This window comes from Streptomyces sp. NPDC026377 (assembly GCF_055567715.1).
Map to the genome: position 1 here is coordinate 288,962 of NZ_JBVHPV010000003.1, position 20,616 is coordinate 309,577.

Sequence of the window (20,616 nt, forward strand, 5' to 3'; positions counted from 1 at the left end):
ACAGCCGAAACGCTGTGACCGAAAAGGCGGGCGGGGCCGTCGCGTGCGACCGCCCCGCCCGCCCGGCTTCCCGCCTCACTCCTCCACGGTCACCCGCACCGAAGCGAGCTCGGGGTCCGCCGCGTCCGGGACCACCATGCCCGCGTCCACACCGGTCCGCAGGTAGCGCACCACGGCGTCGTTCAGCCGCTGCCCGGGCAGGACGGCGGGGATCCCGGGCGGGTACGGGGTCAGCATCTCGGCGGCGATCCGGCCCACGGCCTTGGCCAACGGCACCTGCTCGACAGGCCCGAAGTAGGCGTCGCGCGGCAGGACCGCCTGCTCCAGCCGCAGCTCCTGCGGGTCGGGCACGTCCACCTCGGGGGCGGGGCGCAGCTCGGCGACGTGGGCCACCATGTCCGACAGCGCGGCGAGGAGCGTGTCCGCGCTCCGCTCGTCGTCGGCGTGGGTCAGCTGGGCGCTGATGCGCCGGTGGTCCGCCAGGTGCAGGTTGACGCGATGGTGCTCGCGCAGCCAGTCGGCGAGTCGGTACCCGGTCGTTCCCAGAGCCGTGACGTCGACGGTGATCTGCAGGGGATCGAGGTCGAAGGCACGTCCGGGGCCGCAGAAGTCCTCCCTGCCGTGGACGTGCAGTCCGTCCAGCTCCGCGATACGGGCGCGGGTCCGCTTGGCCAGGGCGAGCGTGGCGTCGTACAGCTCGCGGCCGTGCTCGACCATCTGGCGGCGCCAGCCGTCGAGGGCGGCGTACAGCAGTACGGAGGGGCTGGTGGTGCCCAGCAGGTCCTCACGGCTCTGGAGGACGTGCGCCTGGACCAGATCCCCCTGGAGGTGGAAAACGGAGCCCTGTTCGAGTCCGGAGCCCATCTTGTGCACCGAGGTGACGCACACGTCCGCACCGGCGTCCATGGCCCAGGTGGGCAGGTCGGGGTGGAAGGGCAGGTGTGCGCCCCAGGCCTCGTCGACGATGAGCGGGACACCGTGCTCATGACAGGCGTCGGCGATCGCGGCCAGGTCCGAGCAGGTGCCGTACGGGGTCGGGGTCGTCACCAGCGCGCCGCGCACGTCGGGGTGCTCGGCCAGGGCCGCGCGGTACGCGTCCGCCGACGGCGGGTGCGCCAGATGACGCTCGGGGTCCCATTGCGGATCCACCCAGACCGGACGGATGCCCGCGAGGACGAGCCCGGAGACCACGGACTTGTGCGCGTCCCGCCCGACGAGCAGCTTCTCGTGCGGGCCCGCGACGGACAGCATGGCCGCTTTGACGGAGAGGGAGCTGCCACAGGTGGAGAAGAAGGTGTGCTGCGCTCCGACGGCGTCCGCCATCAGGTCCTGGGCCCGCTCGATGACGCCGTGTGACGAGGTGCGGTCGTCCAGGCCGCTGGTGGCGAGTACGTCCGAGTGGAAGACGGCGTCACCGAGCACCGCGCGCACACGTGGGTCGGCGCCGCGTCCCTGCTTGTGGCCGGGCGGGGTGAACGGGGTCTGTCCCTCGGCGTGGTAGGCGGCCAGCGCCTCCAGTACGGGAGCCTTCGAATGGTCCATGAGTGATGTGTTCTTGCGAAGGTGGCTCGGTAAACGCCTTCCGGTTCGGTTTTACGGCGTCTTCTCCTGCGGTGGACCCGCAGCCCGGACGAACAACCGGCGATCACCCGGTGGCACGTTTGGAGGAGTGTGCCGCGGGCACTCCGAGGATCTACGCGCGACGATCAGAGGGCGAAGCGCGATCTGAACGAGACCCCTGACGCGAGGTAGTCATGAGCGACCAGAACATGGCGGACGACGCCTACCAGCCCACCGGCACCAACGAGGAGCAGGAGGACGCCTCCCCGCTGGATCTCCAGGACGCGGTGGACGAGCGTACGTACGACGACATGCTCGACGAGGGCTATTCGCCGCCGGAGAAGCCCCTGGGCGTCACCAAGACGGGCACCACGGCCCGGGAGCAGCGCGAGGGCGAGTCGCTGGACGAGCGGCTGAAGCAGGAGGTCCCGGACGTGGAGCCGCCCCCGGGCGACGGCATCGGTGATCTGCCCGGGGGAGAGGGCGAGCCCATCGACCCCGAGTCCGGCGGGCGGCGCGCGGGACGGCTCGTGGCCCCGGACGAGGGCGCCCACCCGGACACCACCAAGGAGGCCGTCGCCACGGACGAGGGCATCGACGGGGGCGCGGCGGGCGCCGAGGAGGCCGCGATGCACGTCATCTCCGACGAGGACCTGCCACCGGCCGACGAGATCCGGGAGTGACGAGGCGGCGCGGAGCCGGCGCCGGGCGGCCGTGCGCTCCCTGTCGACCTCTGCCGCCGGTGCCGCCTGTAGCGGTTGCCGTGCCCCGACCGCTGGATGTACGACCCGACGGGCAGTGGCCCGGTTCCGAGGGGTATCCCCCCTTGGAACCGGGCCACTGCCCCGTGCGTCCGTCGCGTCAGCCGGAGAAGACCACGGTGTTCTGCGCGGCCGCGATCCGCCAGCGGCCGTTGTCCTTGGCGAGGACGTACAGCGGGCGGCCCTCCGGCTGGTCCTGGATGGGCTGACCGTCGAGGGTGACCGGCCGTTGGCGGACGTTGACGGCGGCGACGTCCGGGCGGACGAACAGGATCCGTACGACCTCGTACGTGGCCGTCGACCTCTTCATCGCGCCCGGCAGCACCTCGCGCGTGAAGGTATCGATCTCGTCCCAGCCGGACAGGCGCTTGCCGTGCCCGGTCGTCCACACCGGGTGCTGGGTACGGAAGTTGCTCATGAACGCGTCGACCAGTTCGTTCCGCTGCGCGTACTGGACACCTGCCACGAAGCGGACGATGGCCTCGACGTCGCCCTGCTGCCCGTCCGCCGCACCGAACACCTCGATGCCACTCGTGTCCACCGGCGGGTAGGACAGTTCACGTACGTCGGCGACCGCTCCCGCACGCCGCGGCAGCCAGCCGAGGCTTTCGCGCGCCGCGTTCCCGCTCACGGTCTGGTCGAGGGCGAGCGCGTCGGCGAACGGCGCGCCGAGTTCCGCGCGGGCGTCCTCCAGGGCCCACGACCGCGGCTCACCGCCCACCCCGGCCGCCGTTCCGGCCGCTGCCGCGAGGTCGCGTACCGGCACCGCGGATTCGGTGACGCCGTGCCACAGGGTGCCCGCGGGCGCCTTCTCGACGGTGGCGACGAACAGGTCGGCCAGATCGTCGACGTGGACCATCGGCCAGTGCACGGACTCACCGCCGACATAGGTGGGAGTGCCGTTCTTGCGGGCGAGTTCGACGAGCAGGGCGGGTATGCCGCCGCCGTTGCCGTGCACGATGCCGGGCCGGATCACCGCTGCCCGTACGCCGTCGTCGGCGGTGGCGAGCACCTGGCGCTCGATCGCCGGACGGTATCCGACGATCGGCAGCGGGTTGACCGGGGCCCTCTCGTCGGCGGCTTCGGGGCCGGTGGCGCCGAGGACCCACACACCGCTGGCGTAGACAAACGCGCGCCCGGTGCCGCGCAGCGGGTCGGTGAGCGCGGTGATGGCCGCGGCGTCCACCTCTGCGTCGCCGGTCGGGGGCGCCAGGTCGACGACGGCGTCGATGTCGGAGGTGACCGCGCGGGTGAGCGAGGCGGGGTCGGTCAGGTCTCCCAGGCGCTGCTCGTGTCCGACGTCCGTGCGGCCGGCGGCGCGTACCAGGGCGATTACCTGGTGACCGGCGTCGGCGAGGTGCGCGGAGACGGCGGAGCCGATGTAGCCGGAGGCGCCGATGAGAAGGACCTTCACGGGGATCACCCTTTCGCGGAAGCCGAGCGCTGCGGTGAGCGCCCGTCGAAAAATTCGATGTCGAAATATTAGACACAGGCTCATGGCGATGTCAAAAGGTTCGACGTCGAAGTGTTAAGCTCAGGATGAAGCCGGCTCGACACCTCAGGTCGGATGCGGCGAGGACCCCCAAAGGAGGACACATGGCGGCAACCCAGCCGGGCGACGGCGTGGACGCGATCATCGGGCAGTGGCAGCAGGTCCGGCCCGACCTCGACTGCTCACCGATGGCCGTGATCGGCCGTCTGTCCCGTGCGTCCCGCCTGCTGGAGCGGGCGCTGAAAGAACACTTCGCGCAGTACGGCTACGAGCCGTGGGAGTTCGACGTCCTCGCGACGCTCTACCGCTCGGGCCCGCCGTACACCGTCAGCGCGGGAGAGCTCAGCACAGCCGCGATGGTCAGCTCCCCGGCGCTCACCAACCGCATCGACCGGCTCGCCGACAAGGGCCTCGTCGACCGCGAGGTCGACTCCACCCACCGGCGCCGTGTCCTCATCTCCCTGACGGACGCGGGCATCCGCGCCACCGAGGACCTCGTAGGACACCACCTGGCCAACGAGGAACGCCTCCTCGCCGGTCTGCCCCCCACCGAGCGCGCACAACTCGAAGGACTCCTGCGCACCCTGCTGATCTCCCTCGGCGACCAACCGCAGACACCGGCCATGGGCTGAGTCGACGTGGGTTGACGGCACGCCGGAGGCGGAGGCAGCGCCTCGCGGACGGATTGATACGGCGGCGTGCTGGACCGGCTCGAAGAGGCCGCCGGTGCCCATGCGACCGCGCTACTCACCAGTACGGCGGTCAGCGATCTGCACAGGATCCGCGCGAGGAACGACGTGAGCCAGGGGTGAACGACGGCAAGGTGCGGGCAAGGCGGCGGAATCCGGGCACCCGGGGAAGCAGCTGCCCTCGGGTGCCGGTAGGTACCGGCACCTCCGATTCGCCTCCTTCTTGCCGCTCCTCGCCCCACCCAGCCGTTTGCCATGAACCTCGGTGTGCTGCGACGGCCCGTGCGGGGCACCCTGGAACCATGGATGAGACGCCGATATTCGTGCACCCGCCGCGCGGCACTGGCGGACGGCGGGTGACGATCCGAGGGCAGATCGTCGGCCTGGCCTACTCCGACCGGGACCTGACCGAGATCCTGCGCCGGGCCGGGATCGAGGAGAGCGTGGCCGAGGACATGGTCGCGGGGGACTCGCGGATGATCGAATGGCGCGGCGGGCGCGCCCACCACTACGAGGCGGCCTGACAACCCGTCACCGACGGCGTCCGCGAGCCCGCCCCCTGAGACCGGTACGGAAACGCCCCCGCCACGCGACCGGGCAGGGCTGACCCCGGTGGGTGAGCCGATCAGCGCAGTCCGGTGAAGAGGTCGTTCTCGGGCACGGCCGCGCCGGTGGTGTCCCGGACGCGGACGAAGGTCTCGACGCCCATCAGCTCGGTGAACCTCTCCTGGCCCATCTTGAGGAAGAAGATGTTCTCGCCCTGGCTGGCGTGCGCGGCCAGTGCCTCGAACTTCTGGCCGCCGAAGGCGGTGGTGTCCACCCAGGTGGTGATCTCCTCGTCGGGAAGCCCGATCTCGGCGAGTGCGGCGGCCTCGGCGGGGTCCGGTTCCTGCCCCTCCGTACCGAACTCGCGCATGACCTCTCCGAACCGCTGCATCATCGAGCGGGGAGCCGTCGTCCAGTACACCTTCGGAGTCAGCTCGGTCATCTCCAGGGCCGCCATCGTGATGCGGTTGGCCTGGATGTGGTCGGGGTGGCCGTAGAAGCCGTTCTCGTCGTAGGTGACGACCACATCGGGCTCATAGCGGCGCAGGAGCTCCGCGAGCCGGGCTGCGCCCTCCTCGACCGGTGTCTGCCAGAAGGAACCGGGGGCGTCATTGGTCGACCAGCCCATCATCCCGGAGTCGGCGTAGTCCAACATCTCAAGGTGACTGATCTTCAGGATCTCGCAGCTGGCCTCGAGTTCCTGGCGGCGCATCGAGACGACGGCCGCCGGGTCGTGCCCGGGCTCGCCCGGCTTGACACCTCCGGGCCCGTCACCGCAACCGCCGTCGGTACATGTCACGAGGACCGTCCGCACGCCCTCCGCCGCGTACCGCGCGAGGACGCCTCCCGTTCCCGTGGCCTCGTCGTCGGGGTGGGCGTGCACCGCCATGAGCGTCAGGGGCCGGTTGTTCATCAATCTGTCCTCCAGCATGGTAAAGAGCTCGGTCCGAGGCGGTGCGGGCGTGTGAGCGACCGCCCCTCACTGTCGAATGGTCGGGGATGACCGGGTGCGGCGGCCCCGTGGACCCCGCGCCATGCCGGGACGGCCTGCCGCTCTCGGGGTTCCACGCCGTGCGGCGCCGGTCACGGCGGGTGTAACGGTGGCGGCCATACCTGTTGTTCCCGCTGGACACGGGAACGAGTGAACGCGGGGTCGGTGTCCGCCGTCGGTTCCGTCCGTACGCGCCGCGCGGGCCTCCGCCGGTACGCCTTCGGGGTGACATACCGAAGGCCCCGTGATCGGGGAGGTCGGGCGGGGTAGACGGCGCAGACAATGTCCCCGGTCACGGAGCGGTCGCACATGCCCATGGAAGAAGAGGACATCGGCCGCAGGGCCGAACAGGAAAACCGGCCCGGCGGACACGGCGGGCACGGCAAGCACGCCGCGCATGCCGGAGGGGGCGGGACGGCCGGGCGGCTCTGGACGGAGTTCAAGGACTCTCCGTTCCTCCCGGCGACCGTGCTGGTCTTCATCCTGGCCGCCGCCGCGGGACTGTTCGCCGGCTCGTACACGTACTCCATGGCCAACCCCACCCCGCATCACATCCCCAGCGCGCTGGTAGCACCGGCCGACTCGGTCGTGGCGAAGAGGTTCGTGGCCGGGATGGACCAAGCCCTCAACACCTCGCTCGCGCCGCGGCCGTATCCGGACGAACGCACTGCCCGGCAGGCCATGGAGGACCAGAGCGTCTTCGCGATCATCGATGCACGGCCGGGCGGTGTGCACCTGCAAGTCGCGGGCGCGGCCGGGGCCTCGGTGGCGCAGGTGCTCACGCAGACCGCGCCCCAGGTGGCGAAGGCCCTCGGCGTACCCATGACGATTACCGACGTCAAGCCGCTCCAGCAGGGCGATCCACGCGGCCTCGCCCTGTTCTACATCTCCCTGGCCGCCGTCGTGCTGGGCTTCGTCGGCTCCATCCAGCTGAGCGTGCACGCGCGCGCACTGAACCCGCTGGAACGCATCGCCTTCACGATGGCGTACTCCCTGCTCGGCGGATTCACCATTGCCGCGGTGGTCGACTGGGGACTCGGAGCGGTACAGCTGCCGTTCGTCCGGTCCTGGCTGATCCTCGCCTTCACGATGTTCACGTCGGGCATGGTCTTCACCATGTTCAACACCCTGATCGGCCGCTGGGCCATGCTGCCGACCTGGGGGCTCATGGTGCTGCTCGGCAATCCCTCCTCCGGCGGCGCGGTGTCCTGGCCGCTGCTGCCCTCCGTCTTCGGGCACGTCGGACGGTGGCTGCCGCCCGGAGCCTCCGTGAACGCCCAGCACACCGCGGTGTACTTCGCCGACGCCCAGCATGCGTTCCCGTACCTCGTCCTGGCCGGCTGGTCCCTGCTGTCGTGCGGGGTCTTCTGGTTCTGGCGCCACCGCCACCCCGGCGGTCGCGACCGCGGCGCGCCGGAGCACGGGGCGGCCGCCGCGGCCTGACCCGAACGCGGGGGACGGGGAGGGCGCCGGGCGTCTCAGCGCGGGGTGCGGTGGATCGAAGCGCTGCGGTCCCGGCAGACCCTACGATTCGCCGGAAGCGGCGCGTTCGCCCTGGACGTACGGGTCCAACTCGACGTCATAGGTACCCGCGTGGACGGCCAGTTGTTCCACGATGCGTTCCCACTCGGCGAGTTCGGCGGCCCGGCGTCCGCCGTCCGGCTGGGTCGCCGGGTCCCCGATGTCCTCCGGCGCCGGACTGTCGGGACGTGCGGCCAGCCGGTGGAACGCCTTGGCCGCCTCATGGTGGGTCATCCCCTGAGCCTGACGACGTACCGCCGCCCGCCCCGCGTGCTCGGCCTCGGTGGGCCCCTCCACCGCCGACTCCGGGTCGGGCAAAGGCTGTTGGTACGTCATCGGCTCTCCTCTTCCTGCGATCCCCCGGGCGCCTGGATGCCGCCTCGCTTACGTGCCTTACCCCGTCCCCGCGCGGATACGTCAGGGCTCAGGCACATCGTGGCGGTCGAGCTGTTCGCGCACCCACGCAGGATCGGGGTTGGTGTGCGGCCGCCCCGCCACGACGACGGTCGGTACGGTCTCATCGCCGTCGTTGGCCGCCCTCACCACCGCCGCCCCGGCCGGGTCACGCCAGATATCGACCCAGTGCAGCCGGTTGGCGCTGGAGCCCAGGCGGAGACGCAGTCTCAGACAGTACGTGCAGCCCGGCCGCCAGTAGACGACCGGCCGGCCGTCGGCCATGCTGCGGCGCTGTGCCTCCGGTGAGTCGATCGACGCCGGGAAGATCAGAGGCGAGCTCACCCCCGCGAGCAGCGCGAACACCAGAAGGAGTGCTACGGCGGCCCCGGGCGACCCACTGGACATCAGCCTGGTCGCAACGACTGAGCCGCAGAGCAGCAGGAGCACCGGCAAGATCCAAGCGCGGGTCATGAGGATGAAGGCTACCCACCTTCTCCTGAACCAGAAAAACCGCTGCTGCCGCTGCTCTGGCGAGCGTCGCGCGGAGAGGCGTTTATGCTTCAGGACAGCCGCGGAGGGGTGGGTTCATCGCCATACGTGGCCCCCGCGAACTGGGTGGCCCCCGTCGGCATGTGTCTGGGTGACGTGGCCGTCCAGCCCGTCCGCCCGTGGACCGAGGACCCCCCGGGGAGAAGTGAGGTATGGCAGTGATCTGCGTCGGAGGCATGATCGGGATCGGCAAGACGAGCGTTGCCGAACTGCTCGCCAAGGAGCTCGGCAGCAATGTCTTCTACGAGAGCGTGGAAGACAACCCGATCCTCCCGCTGTTCTACACGGCGAGCCCCGAGGAGATCCAGGCCAGGCGCTACCCCTTCCTGTTGCAGCTCTACTTCCTCCAGACGCGCTTCGCGTCGATCAAGGAGGCGTACAAGCAGGGTGACAACGTCCTGGACCGGTCCATTTACGAGGACTGGTATTTCGCGAAGGTCAATCACGATCTGGGCCGGATCAGCTCCCTCGAAATGCGGGTGTACGAGGGTCTGCTCGGCGAGATGATGCGCGAAATCGAGGGCCTGCCGTATCGAAAGGCGCCCGATCTCATGGTCTACCTCAAGGCGGACTTCGAAACGGTATTGCACCGCATCGGACTGCGGGGCCGCGATTTCGAGCAGGACGAACACCTCGTCGAGTACTACCGGACGCTCTGGTCCGGTTACGACGAATGGGTGCACCGGCACTACTCGGCCAGTGACGTCCTCGTCGTCGACATGAACGACACCGACGTGGTGAACAACGACGAGGACGCGGCGCGCGTGGTGCGCGAGGTCAAGGAGGCTTTGGCCGCGGCCAGAAGCCGCGTCTGAGTCTGCCCCCGGGCCGCGGCCCCGGGGCCGCCTTAGCTGTCGCGGACGCGCCGGCCCGCTTTCCGGGTTCCGTACGCCATACCTGCATACGGATACCTGCATACGGATACCTGCATTCGGAATCCCTAAAGCTCCAGTAGAGGTTCCAAGGCGTGCAGCTGTCGGCGGATCTCGTCCAGGGGCGGCGTCTGGTCGCGGTGGAGGACGAGGTAGATGAAGAGTCCGTCCTCACGCAGCCGGGGGAGCGGCCGGATCATGTGAAGTTCACTCCGGAGAGTGATGAGGATGTCCTCGACGCTGTCGGGCGGGTACCCGAGGAGCTCCAGGGTGTACAGCTTGGCGCGCATGACGTCGCTGTCGCCGTAGGCGACCTTGTCCATGTCGAGGCCGCTGCCTCTGTCGAGGGAGCCCAGGACGCGGCGCTGGTGGAAATCGACCACGGCGACTCCGGTGGCGCCCTCAATCGTCAGTGCCTTCTCCAGCACCGTCTCGACCGTGTCCATGCGCCTCTCTCCACTTTCACGACGGCCTCGGGCCCAGCGCCCGAGGCCGGTCTTCCCCGACTTCGTCGAGCAGGCACCTTAGCGAAGGCGCGCACGGCATGTGCTGTCTGAGCCCGGTACTCACCGGCTTGCCGTCCGGTCATGGCGGTGCGCCCCCCCCCCGCAGGTCCGGGCGGCCGGGGGCATGCTGCGAGAACACCGAGCGCGGGCCACCCATCGCTGGCTCTCTGAGGTGCGGAGGGCTGTCAGCGCGGAGGATGCCTCGGCCAGGGGTACGGGCGGGTGAGGATGGCCCATTCCTCGTCGTGACGGCCGGGGACGAGACGACCGGCTCCCTCCCACCGGCGTACGAGCTCGGTGAAGATCGGCTCCAGCTCGGGCCGGGGGACCGTTGTGCCGCCGCGCTGCGCGCCGATGACGGGCCTGCGCCGGGTCGTCGTGGTCGTCATACGTGGTTCAACGCCTGCGGAGCCGCCGAGTCACCCGTGCTCCTCGCACCAGCGGCTTCGCGCGGGAGTGCGGCTCTACGGCAGTCGTGGATGACTACCTGATGATCCGACACCCAAAAATCTATGCTGAGCGAGGTAGACATTGGGTGCTGGTGTGGTTATGGTTTCTCTCGTAACCCAGAGAGATCGCAGGGCCCGGCAGAGACGAACTGCCGGGAAGCAGTACCCGCAGTACAGGTAGTTGCAGTTGCAGTGCGCAGGACGGTGCGGTCGTGGAGTGTCGGAGCCGGAGTGGTTGCGGGATGGCGACGGGACTGGCGACCGGACCGGGTGGCCCGCAGTGATCAGGGGCCGCCATCAGCAGTACCGCAGAAAACAGTGATGCATGCGGTTCGCAGTACCCAGCAGCGAAGTGAAGTCAGCGGTATCCCGGTGAAGGCGTCGGCTGCGGGCGCGCGCACCGGGGAAGTTCGGCAGTGGGGTTCCAAGCCAGAGCAGACGCACGACGGGCGACGGGGCTGGCTGCCGACGAGCGGCGCTCTCACAGGCCGTCGGCAGGATGCAACATCAGCAGGACCAGCAGTTCGCAGTACCCGTAGTAGGTACGTGAGATACCGAGGGAAGAACGGAGGGATTGGACGCCATCAGGATCGCCCGGACAGGTGTTACGGAGTCCGGGTACCGCAGGACATCGATAGTGAGGTGGTCTCCGGTCAAGCAACCGCGATCCCCGTATCCCCGGCAGCTTCTCGGTCGGGGCGGCGGAAACAGAAGGCCGGCGCGGTATCGAAGCCGGCAGATGGTGTAGCAGTTCCTTCGGGGCCCGGGTGGCGTTACGGCACCCGGGCCCCTCAACGTGTCTGCCGTTCCCCCAGGGACGAAAGCGTGCGGTCTTGACCTCAGGGGTGGAAACACTCCTGGCCCGGGGCGCCCTTCGAGGTGAAGCACAGCCGTAGCCCGGCGCGGTCCGGGGCGCCGATCATCGATGTGTAGTGGTAGGCGCTCGCGTCCGTCGTGTCTCTGATGACCACGCGCCGCGTGCGGGTGCCGGGAGCCGAGATCTCGATCGCGTCCCCGGCCTTCGCGTGCCAGAGCCGACCCCACGCGGCGGCGCACACCGGGCTGTAGCGGATCTCCACACGCGTACCGGTCCTGGTGAGGTGCTCTTTCCCGAGCGCGTCCGCGCGGCCGGGCAGTCCACCGCAGAACATGTCCGTCGGGTCCTTGCCGTCACACGTCTTCCCGTGGCAACCGGGAGCGGGGTTGAGGAAGGGAGACACCAGGACCGCCGGTTGCCCGGCGCTGTGACCCCGTACGGTCGTCGCCGCCAGCACCGTGGCGACCGCCACTGCTGCCAGCGCCGCTGCGGCAAAGGGCAACCACGGGCGGCGAGTCCGGCCGGGGGTATCCGGGGTGCCCGTGGCACCTGTTGGGGTGGGCGAGAACGCAGAAAGCGGCGGGGCAGTGGGGCGGGTCTGGCGGGCGCGTCCGCTCCATTCGGCGTCCGCCAGCTCCCAGAGCGCGAGCAGGCGCCCGGCGGGCTCACCCGCCATCGCGCACAGCGCTTCGATGGCCTGGCGGGGCACGGGCACCTTGCCGTTGAGATAGCGTTCCCACGACGACTTGCTGTACGTGGTGCGCTCGGCCAGCGCGGCCAGGCTCAGGCCCGTACGCGCCCTCATCTCGCGGAGTCCCTCGGCCAGGGCCACGCACTCCGGTGCGGCGGCGGTCATCCCCGCAGCGCCTTCCAGGTATGCGGGCCCACGACGCCGTCCGCCGGGAGTCCGGCGTTCTTCTGAAGACGGATCACGGCCGCGATGGTCTGCTGTCCGTAGACTCCGTCGACGATGCCCGGGTCCAGCTTGTGATGGCTCAGCAAGCACTGGGCCTCGACGACGTCCCAGCCCGGTCCGGCAAGGACGGCGGTACGGGTGGTGCTGTACCCGGCGAACAGTTCCGCGTCGGCCGCCCCGGTCCTGTGGACCTTGCAGGGGTAGGACTTGCCCGGAGTGAAGACGTACCGGCCGGGCCCCTGGGCGGTGGTTGTGGGGCTGTTGCTGCTCGGGCGCGGGGTGGGCCCGCCCACGCCCACCGGAACCTTGTCGCGCCCGTCGTCGTCGTCCCAGGACTGGGCGATCAGCATGCCCGCGCCCAGGCCCAGGAGTGCCGCGGCCACCACGGCCGCGAGGACGAAGATTCCGCGCACACCGCGCGGCTGCGCGACCGGGGGCGGCTCCTTCGGAACCCTGGGTTCCTCCGTCGGTGCCGGGGAATCCCCGACCGCGCCGGGACGCTCGGCGGCAGCCCCGCCCACTGCTCCCGGCGCACCCGCTTCCTGCCTGCCCTCTTCCTGCCCGTCGGCTGACGAGGACGGTGTGCCCGCCTGCTGCCAGGCTTCCTCGGCCACCTCGTGCAGCACCAGCAGCCGGACCGGATCCGCCCCGGCGACCCGGGCCAGCTCCGCCACCGCGTGCCGGGGCGGCAACGCCTTGCCGTTGAGATAGCGCTCCCAGGACGAGCGGCTGTATCCGGTCTTGGAAGCGAGCGCGGCCAGGCTCAGACCGCTGCGGTCCTTCAACCTGCGTAACTGCAAGACGAGTTGCCGGACCCGCTGGTCAAGCGGCTCTGGCAATGCCTGCCAACGCGGCATGCTGCACTCCGTATGGGTCAAAGATCCCCGAGGCTTTCCTTTTCTTGTTTCTCCGCCAGATACACCTTGCGCACACGCCGTGGGCCCGGCCAAGGTGCCTGCTCCTCTCTTTCGGCCAGTCGTCGCTCGGGCGCACGTCCCAGCCGTGCCGAGTTCGGCTCGGCGTCCTTGCAGGTCAATGCCTGGGACGTCCCACGGTGTCCCAAGGGGACGGGCTTGGCTGGTCCGGCCCCGGAATGGCCAGCAACCTCTGCGGTGTGCGCCGCACGGCGCGGTCCGCCCCGCTGCGTCCGCACGTCCCCCGACCGGTCCGCCCACACAGAAAGGGATAGCCGATGCACGTCATCACCCAGGCCGCTCTCGGCATGGCTGTGGCTCTGGCAGGTCTGACGGGCACATCCCTGTCGTCCGAGGCAATCGGCTCAGTCGCCGCGCACCAGAAGGGCGCTGACTGTGCGGCGAGTTGCAGGCGGCCCCTCAGGGGCTGGGGCTGCCAGGGCCGCTCCACCTGCGGCACCGAACCCAGCAGGCCCGACCGGGACGGCCGCACCGACGAGGTCTTCGTGATCGCGCCGGACCGGACCGCCTTGCGCTCCTGGAAGGCCGTCGGCGACTGGAAGGAGAAGCCGGGCGACGGCCGTGCCGACAATCTGCTCAGCCCGAACGGCCCCGCTGATCCACGCCAGTGCATCGTCGTCTACGTCAGCCAGGACTACCGCTACGCCTGCCGGCAACATTGATCACATCGCGGGCGCGGTCCTGGGCCGTTGCCGAAGGACCCCTATCGCGTTCCGCGCGGCACGACGAGGCCTGTTTCGTAGGCGGTGACAACGGCCTGGGCGCGGCTGCGCAGGTCGAGTTTGGCCATGGTGCGGTTGATATGGGTCTTGACGGTCGCCTCGCTCACGTACAGCTCGTCGGCGATCTCGTCGTTGGCCAGCCCCTGGCCGACCAGCCGGAGTACTTCCGTCTCGCGCGCGGTGAGCTGGTGCAGGCTCTCGGGCCGGTGGGCCGTCTCGCTCGGCTGCGGTGCGTAGGCCTCGATCAGGCGGCGTGTCACGGAGGGCGCGAAAAGCATGTCGCCGGAGCGGATCGCCGAGATCGCGGCGATGAGCCGAGCCGGGGGGATGTCCTTGAGGAGGAAGCCGCATGCTCCGGCGCGCAGGGCACCGTACACGTACTCGTCGGTGTCGAAGGTCGTCAGGACGATGATCTTGGGGGTGGGGGAGGTGTACTGGGCCAGGATGCGCTCGGTCGTCGTGATGCCATTGATACCCGGCAGGCGTATGTCCATCAGGATCACGTCGGGGCGGTGTTCCACCGCCAGGGCCACGGCCGTCTCGCCGTCCGCGGTCTCCCAGACGGAGGTGAAGCCGGGGGTGGCGCGCAGGATGGCCGCCAGTCCCGCCCTGATGAGGTCTTGGTCATCGACCACCAGAACTCTGGTCACAGCAGGCTCCCCCTGATGTCCACCGCGGTCAAGCAGTCTCCGTCACCGGATGCCCGGCGTTGGTCGGCAGGGTGAGCCGGACCTCGAATCCCCCCGCCCGCCGTGCACCGGCAACCAGCGTACCGCCGTAGGCTTTCGCCCTCTCGCGCATGCCGATCAGACCGTGTCCGGATCCCTGGGGGGAGGTGGCTGGATCTGCGCTGCCGCCTTCATCCCGCACGGTGATGCGCAGTTCGCTCGGCAGGTGGCTGACCGTGATCTCGGCGCGGGTTCGGCCCGCGTGTTTGACGACATTGGTGAGGGCCTCCTGCACGATCCGGTAGGCGCACATCTCCAGTCCTGGAGACAGCGGGCGGGGGTCTCCTTCCGTACGGACCGTGACGTCGACGCCGGTTGCTCTGACCCGTGCGGTCAGTTCGTCGAGTCTGCTGAGCGCGGGCCCCCAGGTCTGTTGGGGGGCGGGGACGTCGTCCTCGTCGATGTCGACCCGGAGCACGGACAGGAGCCTGCGCAGGTCGGCCAGCGCCTCCCGCCCGGCTCCCGCGATGTTGCCCAACGCGGTACGGGCGGTCTCGGGCTCGGTGGAGAAGACATACCCAGCGAGTCCCGCCTGGACGGTGATCACCGACATGTGGTGGGCGACGACGTCGTGCAACTCCCGCGCGATGCGCATGCGCTCGTCGACAACGGCCCGCCGGGCCCGTTCCTGCTGCTCGCGTCTCAACTGCTCGGTGAGCCTTTTGAGTTCGCGGTTGCGTTCGGCCAGCAGGCGCTGGGTGCGGCCCAGAAAGACGGCGATGAGGGAGATGAGCAGGGCCTGAGCGACGGCCATGAGCGGTGAGAGGTGACCCGCCAGTCCACTGTGCAGCACCACACCGGTGGTGAGGACGGCGCCCACGGCCGAGGCTCGCAGAGAACGCCGCGCTGTGAGGCTGACGAGGGCGAGCATCGGAGCCCACCAGTTGACCGAGGGCTGGTATCCGAGAGCCAGGTACAGCGAGTACGCCACGCACGTGGCGGTGACGGTGGCCATCGGGGCCGGCCGCCGCCAGACCACGGGCAGCGCCACCAGGCAACTGAGCAGATAGGCGCGGCCGTCGAAGAGGGCCCAGCCGTCGGGATGATATTCGTGGCCGGCGACGCAGCCGCTCACGGCGATGACGCCGGCGAGCGCGACGTCGAACATCTGCTGCCGACGACGGACTGGCCATGTGCGGCCGGGCATCGCGAACCTCCTGCGCATCGCTCGACGCTACCTTCGGCGGGAACCGGTGTCGTCAACCCCAGGGTTGACGCTTCCGCTCAACGCCGCGGTGCACCAGGCGCCCCGCGGCCGGGCCGGCCCCTCCGCTCAACAGCGGTGTTCCCCTCAACCGCGGTGTTCCCCAGGAGTCCGCTCCTGGGAACACCGCCGTTCCTCTGCCCCACGTGATGACAATCTGCTACGGGTCGAGCACTCTGCGGGGCGGCCGGTTGCCGTCGATGGAAGTTTGTGGTCGCCAGATACATCAGTGGTCAGATGCAACGGGCCAGCAGGGGTACTAGAACGGTATGAACCGGAATCTTCTGCGACACAAAGGACACCACGGCGGCGATGAGGCACCGGAACGCGGCGTCCCGCCTCCCGAGGAGGCCGGCCCCGGGCCCGAGGTGGAGCGACGCGCACCGGATAAGCCCACGCGGTTGCCGAAGACGGCGTGGCGGGCAGTGCTCAAGGGCAGTCTGCGGGAGTTCAAGGACGACGAGCTGACGGACCGGGCCGCGGCACTGACGTACTACGGTTTGTTGTCGCTGTTCCCGGCTCTGCTGGTGCTGGTGTCGCTGTTCGGTCTCACCGGTAAATCCACGACCGACAGCGTGCTGGACAACCTCCGGCAATTCACTCCGGGCTCGGCCCGTGACATCATCACCGGCGCCGTCACACAGCTGCAGAACAACAGCGGCCTCGGATCGATCATGGCGATCGTCGGCGTCGTCCTGGCGGTGTGGTCGGCCTCCGGGTATGTGGCCGCGTTCATCCGCGCGTCCAACCGGGTGTACGACATGCCGGAGGGCCGCCCGGCGTGGAAGCTCCTTCCCGTACGGCTCGGGCTGACGGTCGCCCTCATGCTGCTCGCGGTCGTCAGCGCCCTGATCGTCGTTTTCACCGGCACGCTGGCCCGCAAGGCCGGCACGGCCCTCGGCATCGGTGACACCGCGCTGACGGTGTGGTCGATCGCCAAGTGGCCCGTCCTGGTCCTGCTGGTCACGACCATGATCGCGCTGCTGTACTGGGCCGCCCCGAACGCCAGGGTGAAGGGGCTCAGATGGATCACTCCGGGCAGTTTCCTCGCCCTGGTCATCTGGATGATCGCCTCTGCGGGCTTCGCGCTGTACGTCGCACACTTCTCCTCGTACAACAAGACCTACGGCACCATGGCCGGTGTCATCGTCTTCCTCATCTGGCTGTGGCTCAGCAATCTGGCGATCCTGCTCGGCCTGGAGTTCGACGCCGAGACCGTACGGCAACGGGCGATCGCCGGGGGCCTGCCACCGCATCAGGAGCCCTACACCGAGCCGCGCGACACACGGAAGTGGGACGAGGAGGACCTGCGTCGGCTGGACGATGGCGGCCACCGCCCAGCGGACGAGCCCGAGCGTGAGCACCGGGCAGGCCCGGCTTCCGACAGGTGACAGACGGCCCAGTCCACGGCAGGACGAGAGCCCGGCCCCTCCCGCCGGGAACCATCGGGAGGGGCCGGGCCGCATCGGCCGGACCGGCGGTCAGGGCAGCCGGTAGTCCGCGTTGAGAGTCGCGCCCGCCTCCGGGTGGGTCTGGTCGTACCCCCGGGCGTCGCACTGCAGGCCGCCCACGACGCAGTGGTCGACCAGGGCCTTGAGTGTGCGGTCCTCCCAGGCGTTGAAGAAGTCGTAGTGGAAGGAGTACCCGCGGCCGCTCGCCAGACGTACCTGGCTCATGTCGCCGTTGACCGGGAAGGCCATCTTGAACTCGATCATCGGCACGGCGACCGGGTGGTCGGCGGGACACATGTTGTCGTTGGTGCCGGGCTTGACGACCGGATAGGCCATGTGTCTCTTGTGGTCGGGTGTGTCGAGGTACTTTCCGTCCCAGCAACTGGGCGCCTGGAAACGGATGTTGAGCTGCACGTCGGCACGGTTCGGACAGCTCGCGGGGAAGTCGACGTTGAAGTAGCTGTCGCCGCACTCCCAGCCTTCGACGAAGCCGCGGTGGTGGCGGAACGCGTCGGCGCTCTGCATGGGGTCGCCCACCACGAACCGCAGCCCCTTGGGGAAGGGGCGCACGCTGGTGTAGTCGGTGACGCCCGTCTTGTAGTAAATGGTCTGCGGACCCACGGGAAGGATCTTCTGGTCGCCCTTGTACAGCGAGGGCATCCAGTACGCGGACGCGTCGGCCGGCGCCTTGCAGGTGGTGGCGCCCCCGTAGAGGGAGGCCGTCGTGCTCCTCGCGTTCGTCGAGGTGTTTCCCATGAAGGTGTGGTCGTGGGACTTGCCGGGCTGGCCCGGGTAGACGATCGGGTCGTCCGGGGCGGTGTGGGTGACCGAGCAGTTGGCCTGGAACTCGTGGAAGTACCGCGAGGGCGGGGTCGCCGTGGACGGGATGACGCCGGTGACCTGCGGAATGGCCGGTATGTAACCGTCGCCGTCCGGGTCGTCGCCGGAGGCCTGGGTGGACACCGCCATCGTGTGCCCGGCGGGGGCGGCGGCCGTCACGGCCGGTGTGTCGCCTCGGCCGTCGGTGGCGGCGGAGGCGACCGTGCCGACGCCGAGGGCACCGGCGAGGAGGGCGGTGCCGAGGAGGAGCGCTGGGAGGCGCTTTGGACTCGATCTCATGGGGTCTCCTGGCCGTGGGGGTGGGAAGAGGGTCCGTGCACACGCGTATGTGTCACACGCGTACGTGTCACGCGGGGGGTGCGGTCGGTGGTGCGGTGTGGTGGCATCCCCTGCGGGGATGCGCCACCGTCTTGCGGGGGACAGCGGTCAGCTGTAGATCCCCAGCTCGTGGAGGGAGTAGCCCCAGCCCGTGCCGCGTGCTGTCAGTTGCAGGCGCACGTAGCGGGCGGTGGCCGAGACGTCCACGGTGTCCACGTCGCCGTCACCGGTGGCCGTGGAGTACACCGGGCGCCAGATGGTGCCGTCGTCCGAGACCCGCACCTCGTAGGACTTGGCGTAGGCCGGGTCCCAGACCAGTTGCAGCTTGCGCAGGGTTTTCGAGGCGCCGAGGTCGACCTGGAACCACTGGGGGTCGCTCCAGTCGCTGGCCCAGCGGGTTTCGGCGCGGCCGTCGACGGCGAGCGCCGGGGGGCAGGGGCAGTCGCCGTAGGACTGCTGGAAGGAGGAGGCGGTCGCGGGCCGGTTCAGCGCCACGTTGGTGCCGTTCACCGGCGGGGCGACGACCTTGACGGACTTGGTCTCGATGCCGGCGTTCCCGTGGCCGTCCTCGGCCTGGACGTACACCTTCCACACACCGAGCTTCTGCGGGGCGGTGACGGCGAAGTTCCCGTTGCCGGTGGAGCGCCACTGCGCCGGGACGAGGCTCTTGTCGCCGGTGGCGTAGTTGCCGCTGAGGAAGAGTTTGTACGTGATCGGGTCGCCCTCGGGGTCACGGACGTCGGCGTGCACGGTGAACTCGCCGCCCGCGGGGGCGGAGGAGGCGGGGGAGACGGTCATGTTGCTGATCACGGGAGGGGTGTTGCCTCCCGCCGTCGAGCCGGTGTACGCCTTCTTGACGGCGTAGTACGACAGCCGCTTCAGTCCGTCGGGTACGAGGTTGAACCAGACACCGCCGAAGTCGTGCTCGGTGCCGTAATGGAAGAGCGTGGCGCCCAGGGCGACCCCCTGATGACCCGTCACGCAGCTCCAGGCGGTGGTGTATCCGTCCGCCTTCTGTACGTCCGTCGGCTCCTCGGGAACACCGTTGGCGTCGTTGGGGACCTCCCACTCACCGGCCGGGCCGGTCTCGGTGACGATGTAGGGCTTGGTGTAGCCCCCGTCGATCCAGTCCTGACGGACCTTGCACACACTGTTGTAGGAGTTCATCGCGTACAGGTCGAGGTCGGGCGCGTTGCGCTTGTAGTACGGCCACGCTCCGGTCCACGCGTCGGTGGAGGTGACGGGGTGGTCGGGGTCGAGGCTGTGGATCTTTTTCGCCACCTCGTTGACGAAGCTGGTGTAGGCGTTGCGCTGCGCTTCCAGCTCGCTGCCGCTGTAGCAGTTCTGCAGGCCGAGGACCGACTCGTTGCCGACGTTCCACATCAGCGTCGCGGGGTGGCTCTTGTAGGCGTCCACCCAAGTGGCGAACTGAGTGAGCGAGTTGTTCTTGTACGCGGTGTCGGTCAGGTAATTGACGCAGCCACCCGCTCCCGGCCCGCCGCCCGGCTGGAGCCAGAAGCCATTGATCACGCGGATGCCGTTGCCCGCGGCCGCATCCAGGAGAGCCTTGCTGGAAGCGTCGGTGCCCCAGGTGCGGATCGTGTTGGCGCCCATCGCCTTCACATCGGGAAGGTACTTGGGACCGTCGGAGACGGCGGGGCCCCAGGTGACTCCCTTGACGGTGTAGGGCTGCCCGCCGACGGTCAGCCGCCAATTGCCCTGGACCCCCTCGACCTTGACGGCTCCGGTGGGGGACGGGGTCGTGCCGGGGGAGCCGTAGATCTGCAACTCCCAGAGCGAGTACCCGTATCCGCTGGACCGGGTGATGCCCTGCATACGGACGTAGCGGCCGGTCCCGGAGATGGTGAGGTCGTCGGTGCCGCCGTCGCCGCCGGTCACGGTTTTCAGGGTGCGCCAGTCGGTGCCGTTGTCGGAGGCCTGGATCGCGTAGTCCTTGCCGTAGGCGCTCTCCCAGGTCAGGACGGCGCGGCTGAGGCTTGCCTGTTGCCCCAGGTCGACTTGGAGCCACTGCTGGTCGCTCCACTGGCTGGCCCACCGGGTGCTGGCCGGATTGCCGTCCACGGCCGCGGTGGCCGCGTAGCCGTCGCCCTCCTGCGAGGAGGCCGTGGCGGGTCTGCCCTGGGACAGGAGGGTGTCGGCGGCGTGCGCCCCCGGCGCGAGGGCCACGGTGAGGGAGGAGGCGAGAAGCGCACCGACTGCGAGAAGAGGTAACCCGCCACCGCGTGGGCGGGGGAGTGCGAACGAGGGTCTGGGCACGGTTTGCTCCTGACGGGTCGGGTCGCCCGGTAGCAGGACTGACCTCTGAGACTGCCCGCGTGGCGTCGTGGGAGTC

At 69.5% G+C, this 20,616-nt stretch carries 20 protein-coding genes; 7 read left to right on the top strand and 13 right to left on the bottom strand.

The genetic code is table 11. The annotated features are described in order from the left end of the window. Positions 1-75 precede the first annotated feature (75 nt). Entirely contained in the window at positions 76-1,542 is a 1,467-nt protein-coding gene (locus ACZ4MU_RS09040; protein ID WP_467872911.1) for an aminotransferase class I/II-fold pyridoxal phosphate-dependent enzyme, read from the bottom strand. Positions 1,543-1,754: 212 nt separating this feature from the next. Between ACZ4MU_RS09040 and ACZ4MU_RS09045 the strand changes: the two genes are divergently transcribed. Next, a complete protein-coding gene (locus ACZ4MU_RS09045) occupies positions 1,755-2,243 on the top strand; it encodes a DUF5709 domain-containing protein (RefSeq protein ID WP_467872914.1) in 489 nt (162 codons plus the stop codon). Between the two features lie 178 nt (positions 2,244-2,421). Here ACZ4MU_RS09045 and ACZ4MU_RS09050 read toward each other — a convergent pair whose 3' ends face one another. Beyond that, a complete protein-coding gene (locus ACZ4MU_RS09050; protein WP_467872917.1) occupies positions 2,422-3,735 on the bottom strand; it encodes an SgcJ/EcaC family oxidoreductase in 1,314 nt (437 codons plus the stop codon). Between the two features lie 182 nt (positions 3,736-3,917). Between ACZ4MU_RS09050 and ACZ4MU_RS09055 the strand changes: the two genes are divergently transcribed. Beyond that, the gene (locus ACZ4MU_RS09055; protein WP_467872920.1) at positions 3,918-4,445 is read left to right on the top strand and encodes a MarR family winged helix-turn-helix transcriptional regulator; all 528 of its coding nucleotides are present in this window, start codon (positions 3,918-3,920) and stop codon (positions 4,443-4,445) included. Between the two features lie 359 nt (positions 4,446-4,804). Then, positions 4,805-5,026: a hypothetical protein gene (locus ACZ4MU_RS09060; RefSeq protein ID WP_467872922.1), complete on the top strand. Its 222-nt coding sequence runs from the start codon at positions 4,805-4,807 to the stop codon at positions 5,024-5,026. Positions 5,027-5,127: 101 nt separating this feature from the next. On the opposite strand, the gene ACZ4MU_RS09065 is transcribed toward ACZ4MU_RS09060, so the two are convergent. Next, complete coding sequence (locus ACZ4MU_RS09065; protein ID WP_467872925.1) at positions 5,128-5,961, bottom strand: PIG-L family deacetylase; 834 nt, start codon at positions 5,959-5,961, stop codon at positions 5,128-5,130. A 393-nt stretch (positions 5,962-6,354) separates the two neighbouring features. On the opposite strand from ACZ4MU_RS09065, the gene ACZ4MU_RS09070 reads away from it, so the two are divergent. Further along, the gene (locus ACZ4MU_RS09070; protein WP_467873590.1) at positions 6,355-7,482 is read left to right on the top strand and encodes an ABC-2 transporter permease; all 1,128 of its coding nucleotides are present in this window, start codon (positions 6,355-6,357) and stop codon (positions 7,480-7,482) included. Positions 7,483-7,563: 81 nt separating this feature from the next. On the opposite strand, the gene ACZ4MU_RS09075 is transcribed toward ACZ4MU_RS09070, so the two are convergent. Next, positions 7,564-7,896 carry a hypothetical protein gene (locus ACZ4MU_RS09075; RefSeq protein WP_467872927.1) on the bottom strand — a complete coding sequence of 111 codons (333 nt, stop codon included), beginning with the start codon at positions 7,894-7,896 and terminating at the stop codon, positions 7,564-7,566. A gap of 81 nt (positions 7,897-7,977) precedes the next feature. Beyond that, positions 7,978-8,427: a glutaredoxin domain-containing protein gene (locus ACZ4MU_RS09080; RefSeq protein ID WP_467872930.1), complete on the bottom strand. Its 450-nt coding sequence runs from the start codon at positions 8,425-8,427 to the stop codon at positions 7,978-7,980. Between the two features lie 230 nt (positions 8,428-8,657). Here ACZ4MU_RS09080 and ACZ4MU_RS09085 point away from each other — a divergent pair, with 230 nt between their 5' ends. Beyond that, the gene (locus tag ACZ4MU_RS09085; protein ID WP_467872932.1) at positions 8,658-9,320 is read left to right on the top strand and encodes a deoxynucleoside kinase; all 663 of its coding nucleotides are present in this window, start codon (positions 8,658-8,660) and stop codon (positions 9,318-9,320) included. Between the two features lie 125 nt (positions 9,321-9,445). Here ACZ4MU_RS09085 and ACZ4MU_RS09090 read toward each other — a convergent pair whose 3' ends face one another. From ACZ4MU_RS09090 to ACZ4MU_RS09105, 4 genes are all read right to left on the bottom strand, one after another. Continuing rightward, complete coding sequence (locus tag ACZ4MU_RS09090) at positions 9,446-9,823, bottom strand: hypothetical protein (RefSeq protein WP_467872934.1); 378 nt, start codon at positions 9,821-9,823, stop codon at positions 9,446-9,448. Positions 9,824-10,068: 245 nt separating this feature from the next. Beyond that, positions 10,069-10,272, bottom strand: coding sequence for a hypothetical protein (locus tag ACZ4MU_RS09095; RefSeq protein WP_467872936.1), 204 nt, complete (start codon positions 10,270-10,272; stop codon positions 10,069-10,071). An 899-nt stretch (positions 10,273-11,171) separates the two neighbouring features. Further along, on the bottom strand, positions 11,172-12,005 hold the full coding sequence (locus ACZ4MU_RS09100; protein ID WP_467872939.1) for a helix-turn-helix domain-containing protein: 834 nt from the start codon (positions 12,003-12,005) through the stop codon (positions 11,172-11,174). Further along, positions 12,002-12,850: a peptidoglycan-binding protein gene (locus tag ACZ4MU_RS09105; protein WP_467872942.1), complete on the bottom strand. Its 849-nt coding sequence runs from the start codon at positions 12,848-12,850 to the stop codon at positions 12,002-12,004. Before ACZ4MU_RS09105 ends, ACZ4MU_RS09100 begins: the two co-directional genes overlap by 4 nt. A gap of 407 nt (positions 12,851-13,257) precedes the next feature. Between ACZ4MU_RS09105 and ACZ4MU_RS09110 the strand changes: the two genes are divergently transcribed. After that, entirely contained in the window at positions 13,258-13,662 is a 405-nt protein-coding gene (locus tag ACZ4MU_RS09110; RefSeq protein ID WP_467872944.1) for a hypothetical protein, read from the top strand. 41 nt (positions 13,663-13,703) lie between these two features. On the opposite strand, the gene ACZ4MU_RS09115 is transcribed toward ACZ4MU_RS09110, so the two are convergent. After that, positions 13,704-14,372: a response regulator gene (locus ACZ4MU_RS09115; protein ID WP_467872946.1), complete on the bottom strand. Its 669-nt coding sequence runs from the start codon at positions 14,370-14,372 to the stop codon at positions 13,704-13,706. Between the two features lie 28 nt (positions 14,373-14,400). Next, positions 14,401-15,615: a sensor histidine kinase gene (locus ACZ4MU_RS09120; RefSeq protein WP_467872949.1), complete on the bottom strand. Its 1,215-nt coding sequence runs from the start codon at positions 15,613-15,615 to the stop codon at positions 14,401-14,403. A gap of 308 nt (positions 15,616-15,923) precedes the next feature. Here ACZ4MU_RS09120 and ACZ4MU_RS09125 point away from each other — a divergent pair, with 308 nt between their 5' ends. Further along, positions 15,924-17,045: a YihY/virulence factor BrkB family protein gene (locus tag ACZ4MU_RS09125; RefSeq protein WP_467872951.1), complete on the top strand. Its 1,122-nt coding sequence runs from the start codon at positions 15,924-15,926 to the stop codon at positions 17,043-17,045. Positions 17,046-17,135: 90 nt separating this feature from the next. Here ACZ4MU_RS09125 and ACZ4MU_RS09130 read toward each other — a convergent pair whose 3' ends face one another. Both ACZ4MU_RS09130 and ACZ4MU_RS09135 read right to left on the bottom strand, forming a co-directional pair. Beyond that, positions 17,136-18,224 (bottom strand): DUF1996 domain-containing protein, encoded by a 1,089-nt coding sequence (locus ACZ4MU_RS09130; protein WP_467872953.1) that lies wholly within the window; start codon positions 18,222-18,224, stop codon positions 17,136-17,138. 147 nt (positions 18,225-18,371) lie between these two features. After that, on the bottom strand, positions 18,372-20,540 hold the full coding sequence (locus ACZ4MU_RS09135) for a discoidin domain-containing protein (protein ID WP_467872955.1): 2,169 nt from the start codon (positions 20,538-20,540) through the stop codon (positions 18,372-18,374). Between the last annotated feature and the right edge of the window lie 76 nt (positions 20,541-20,616).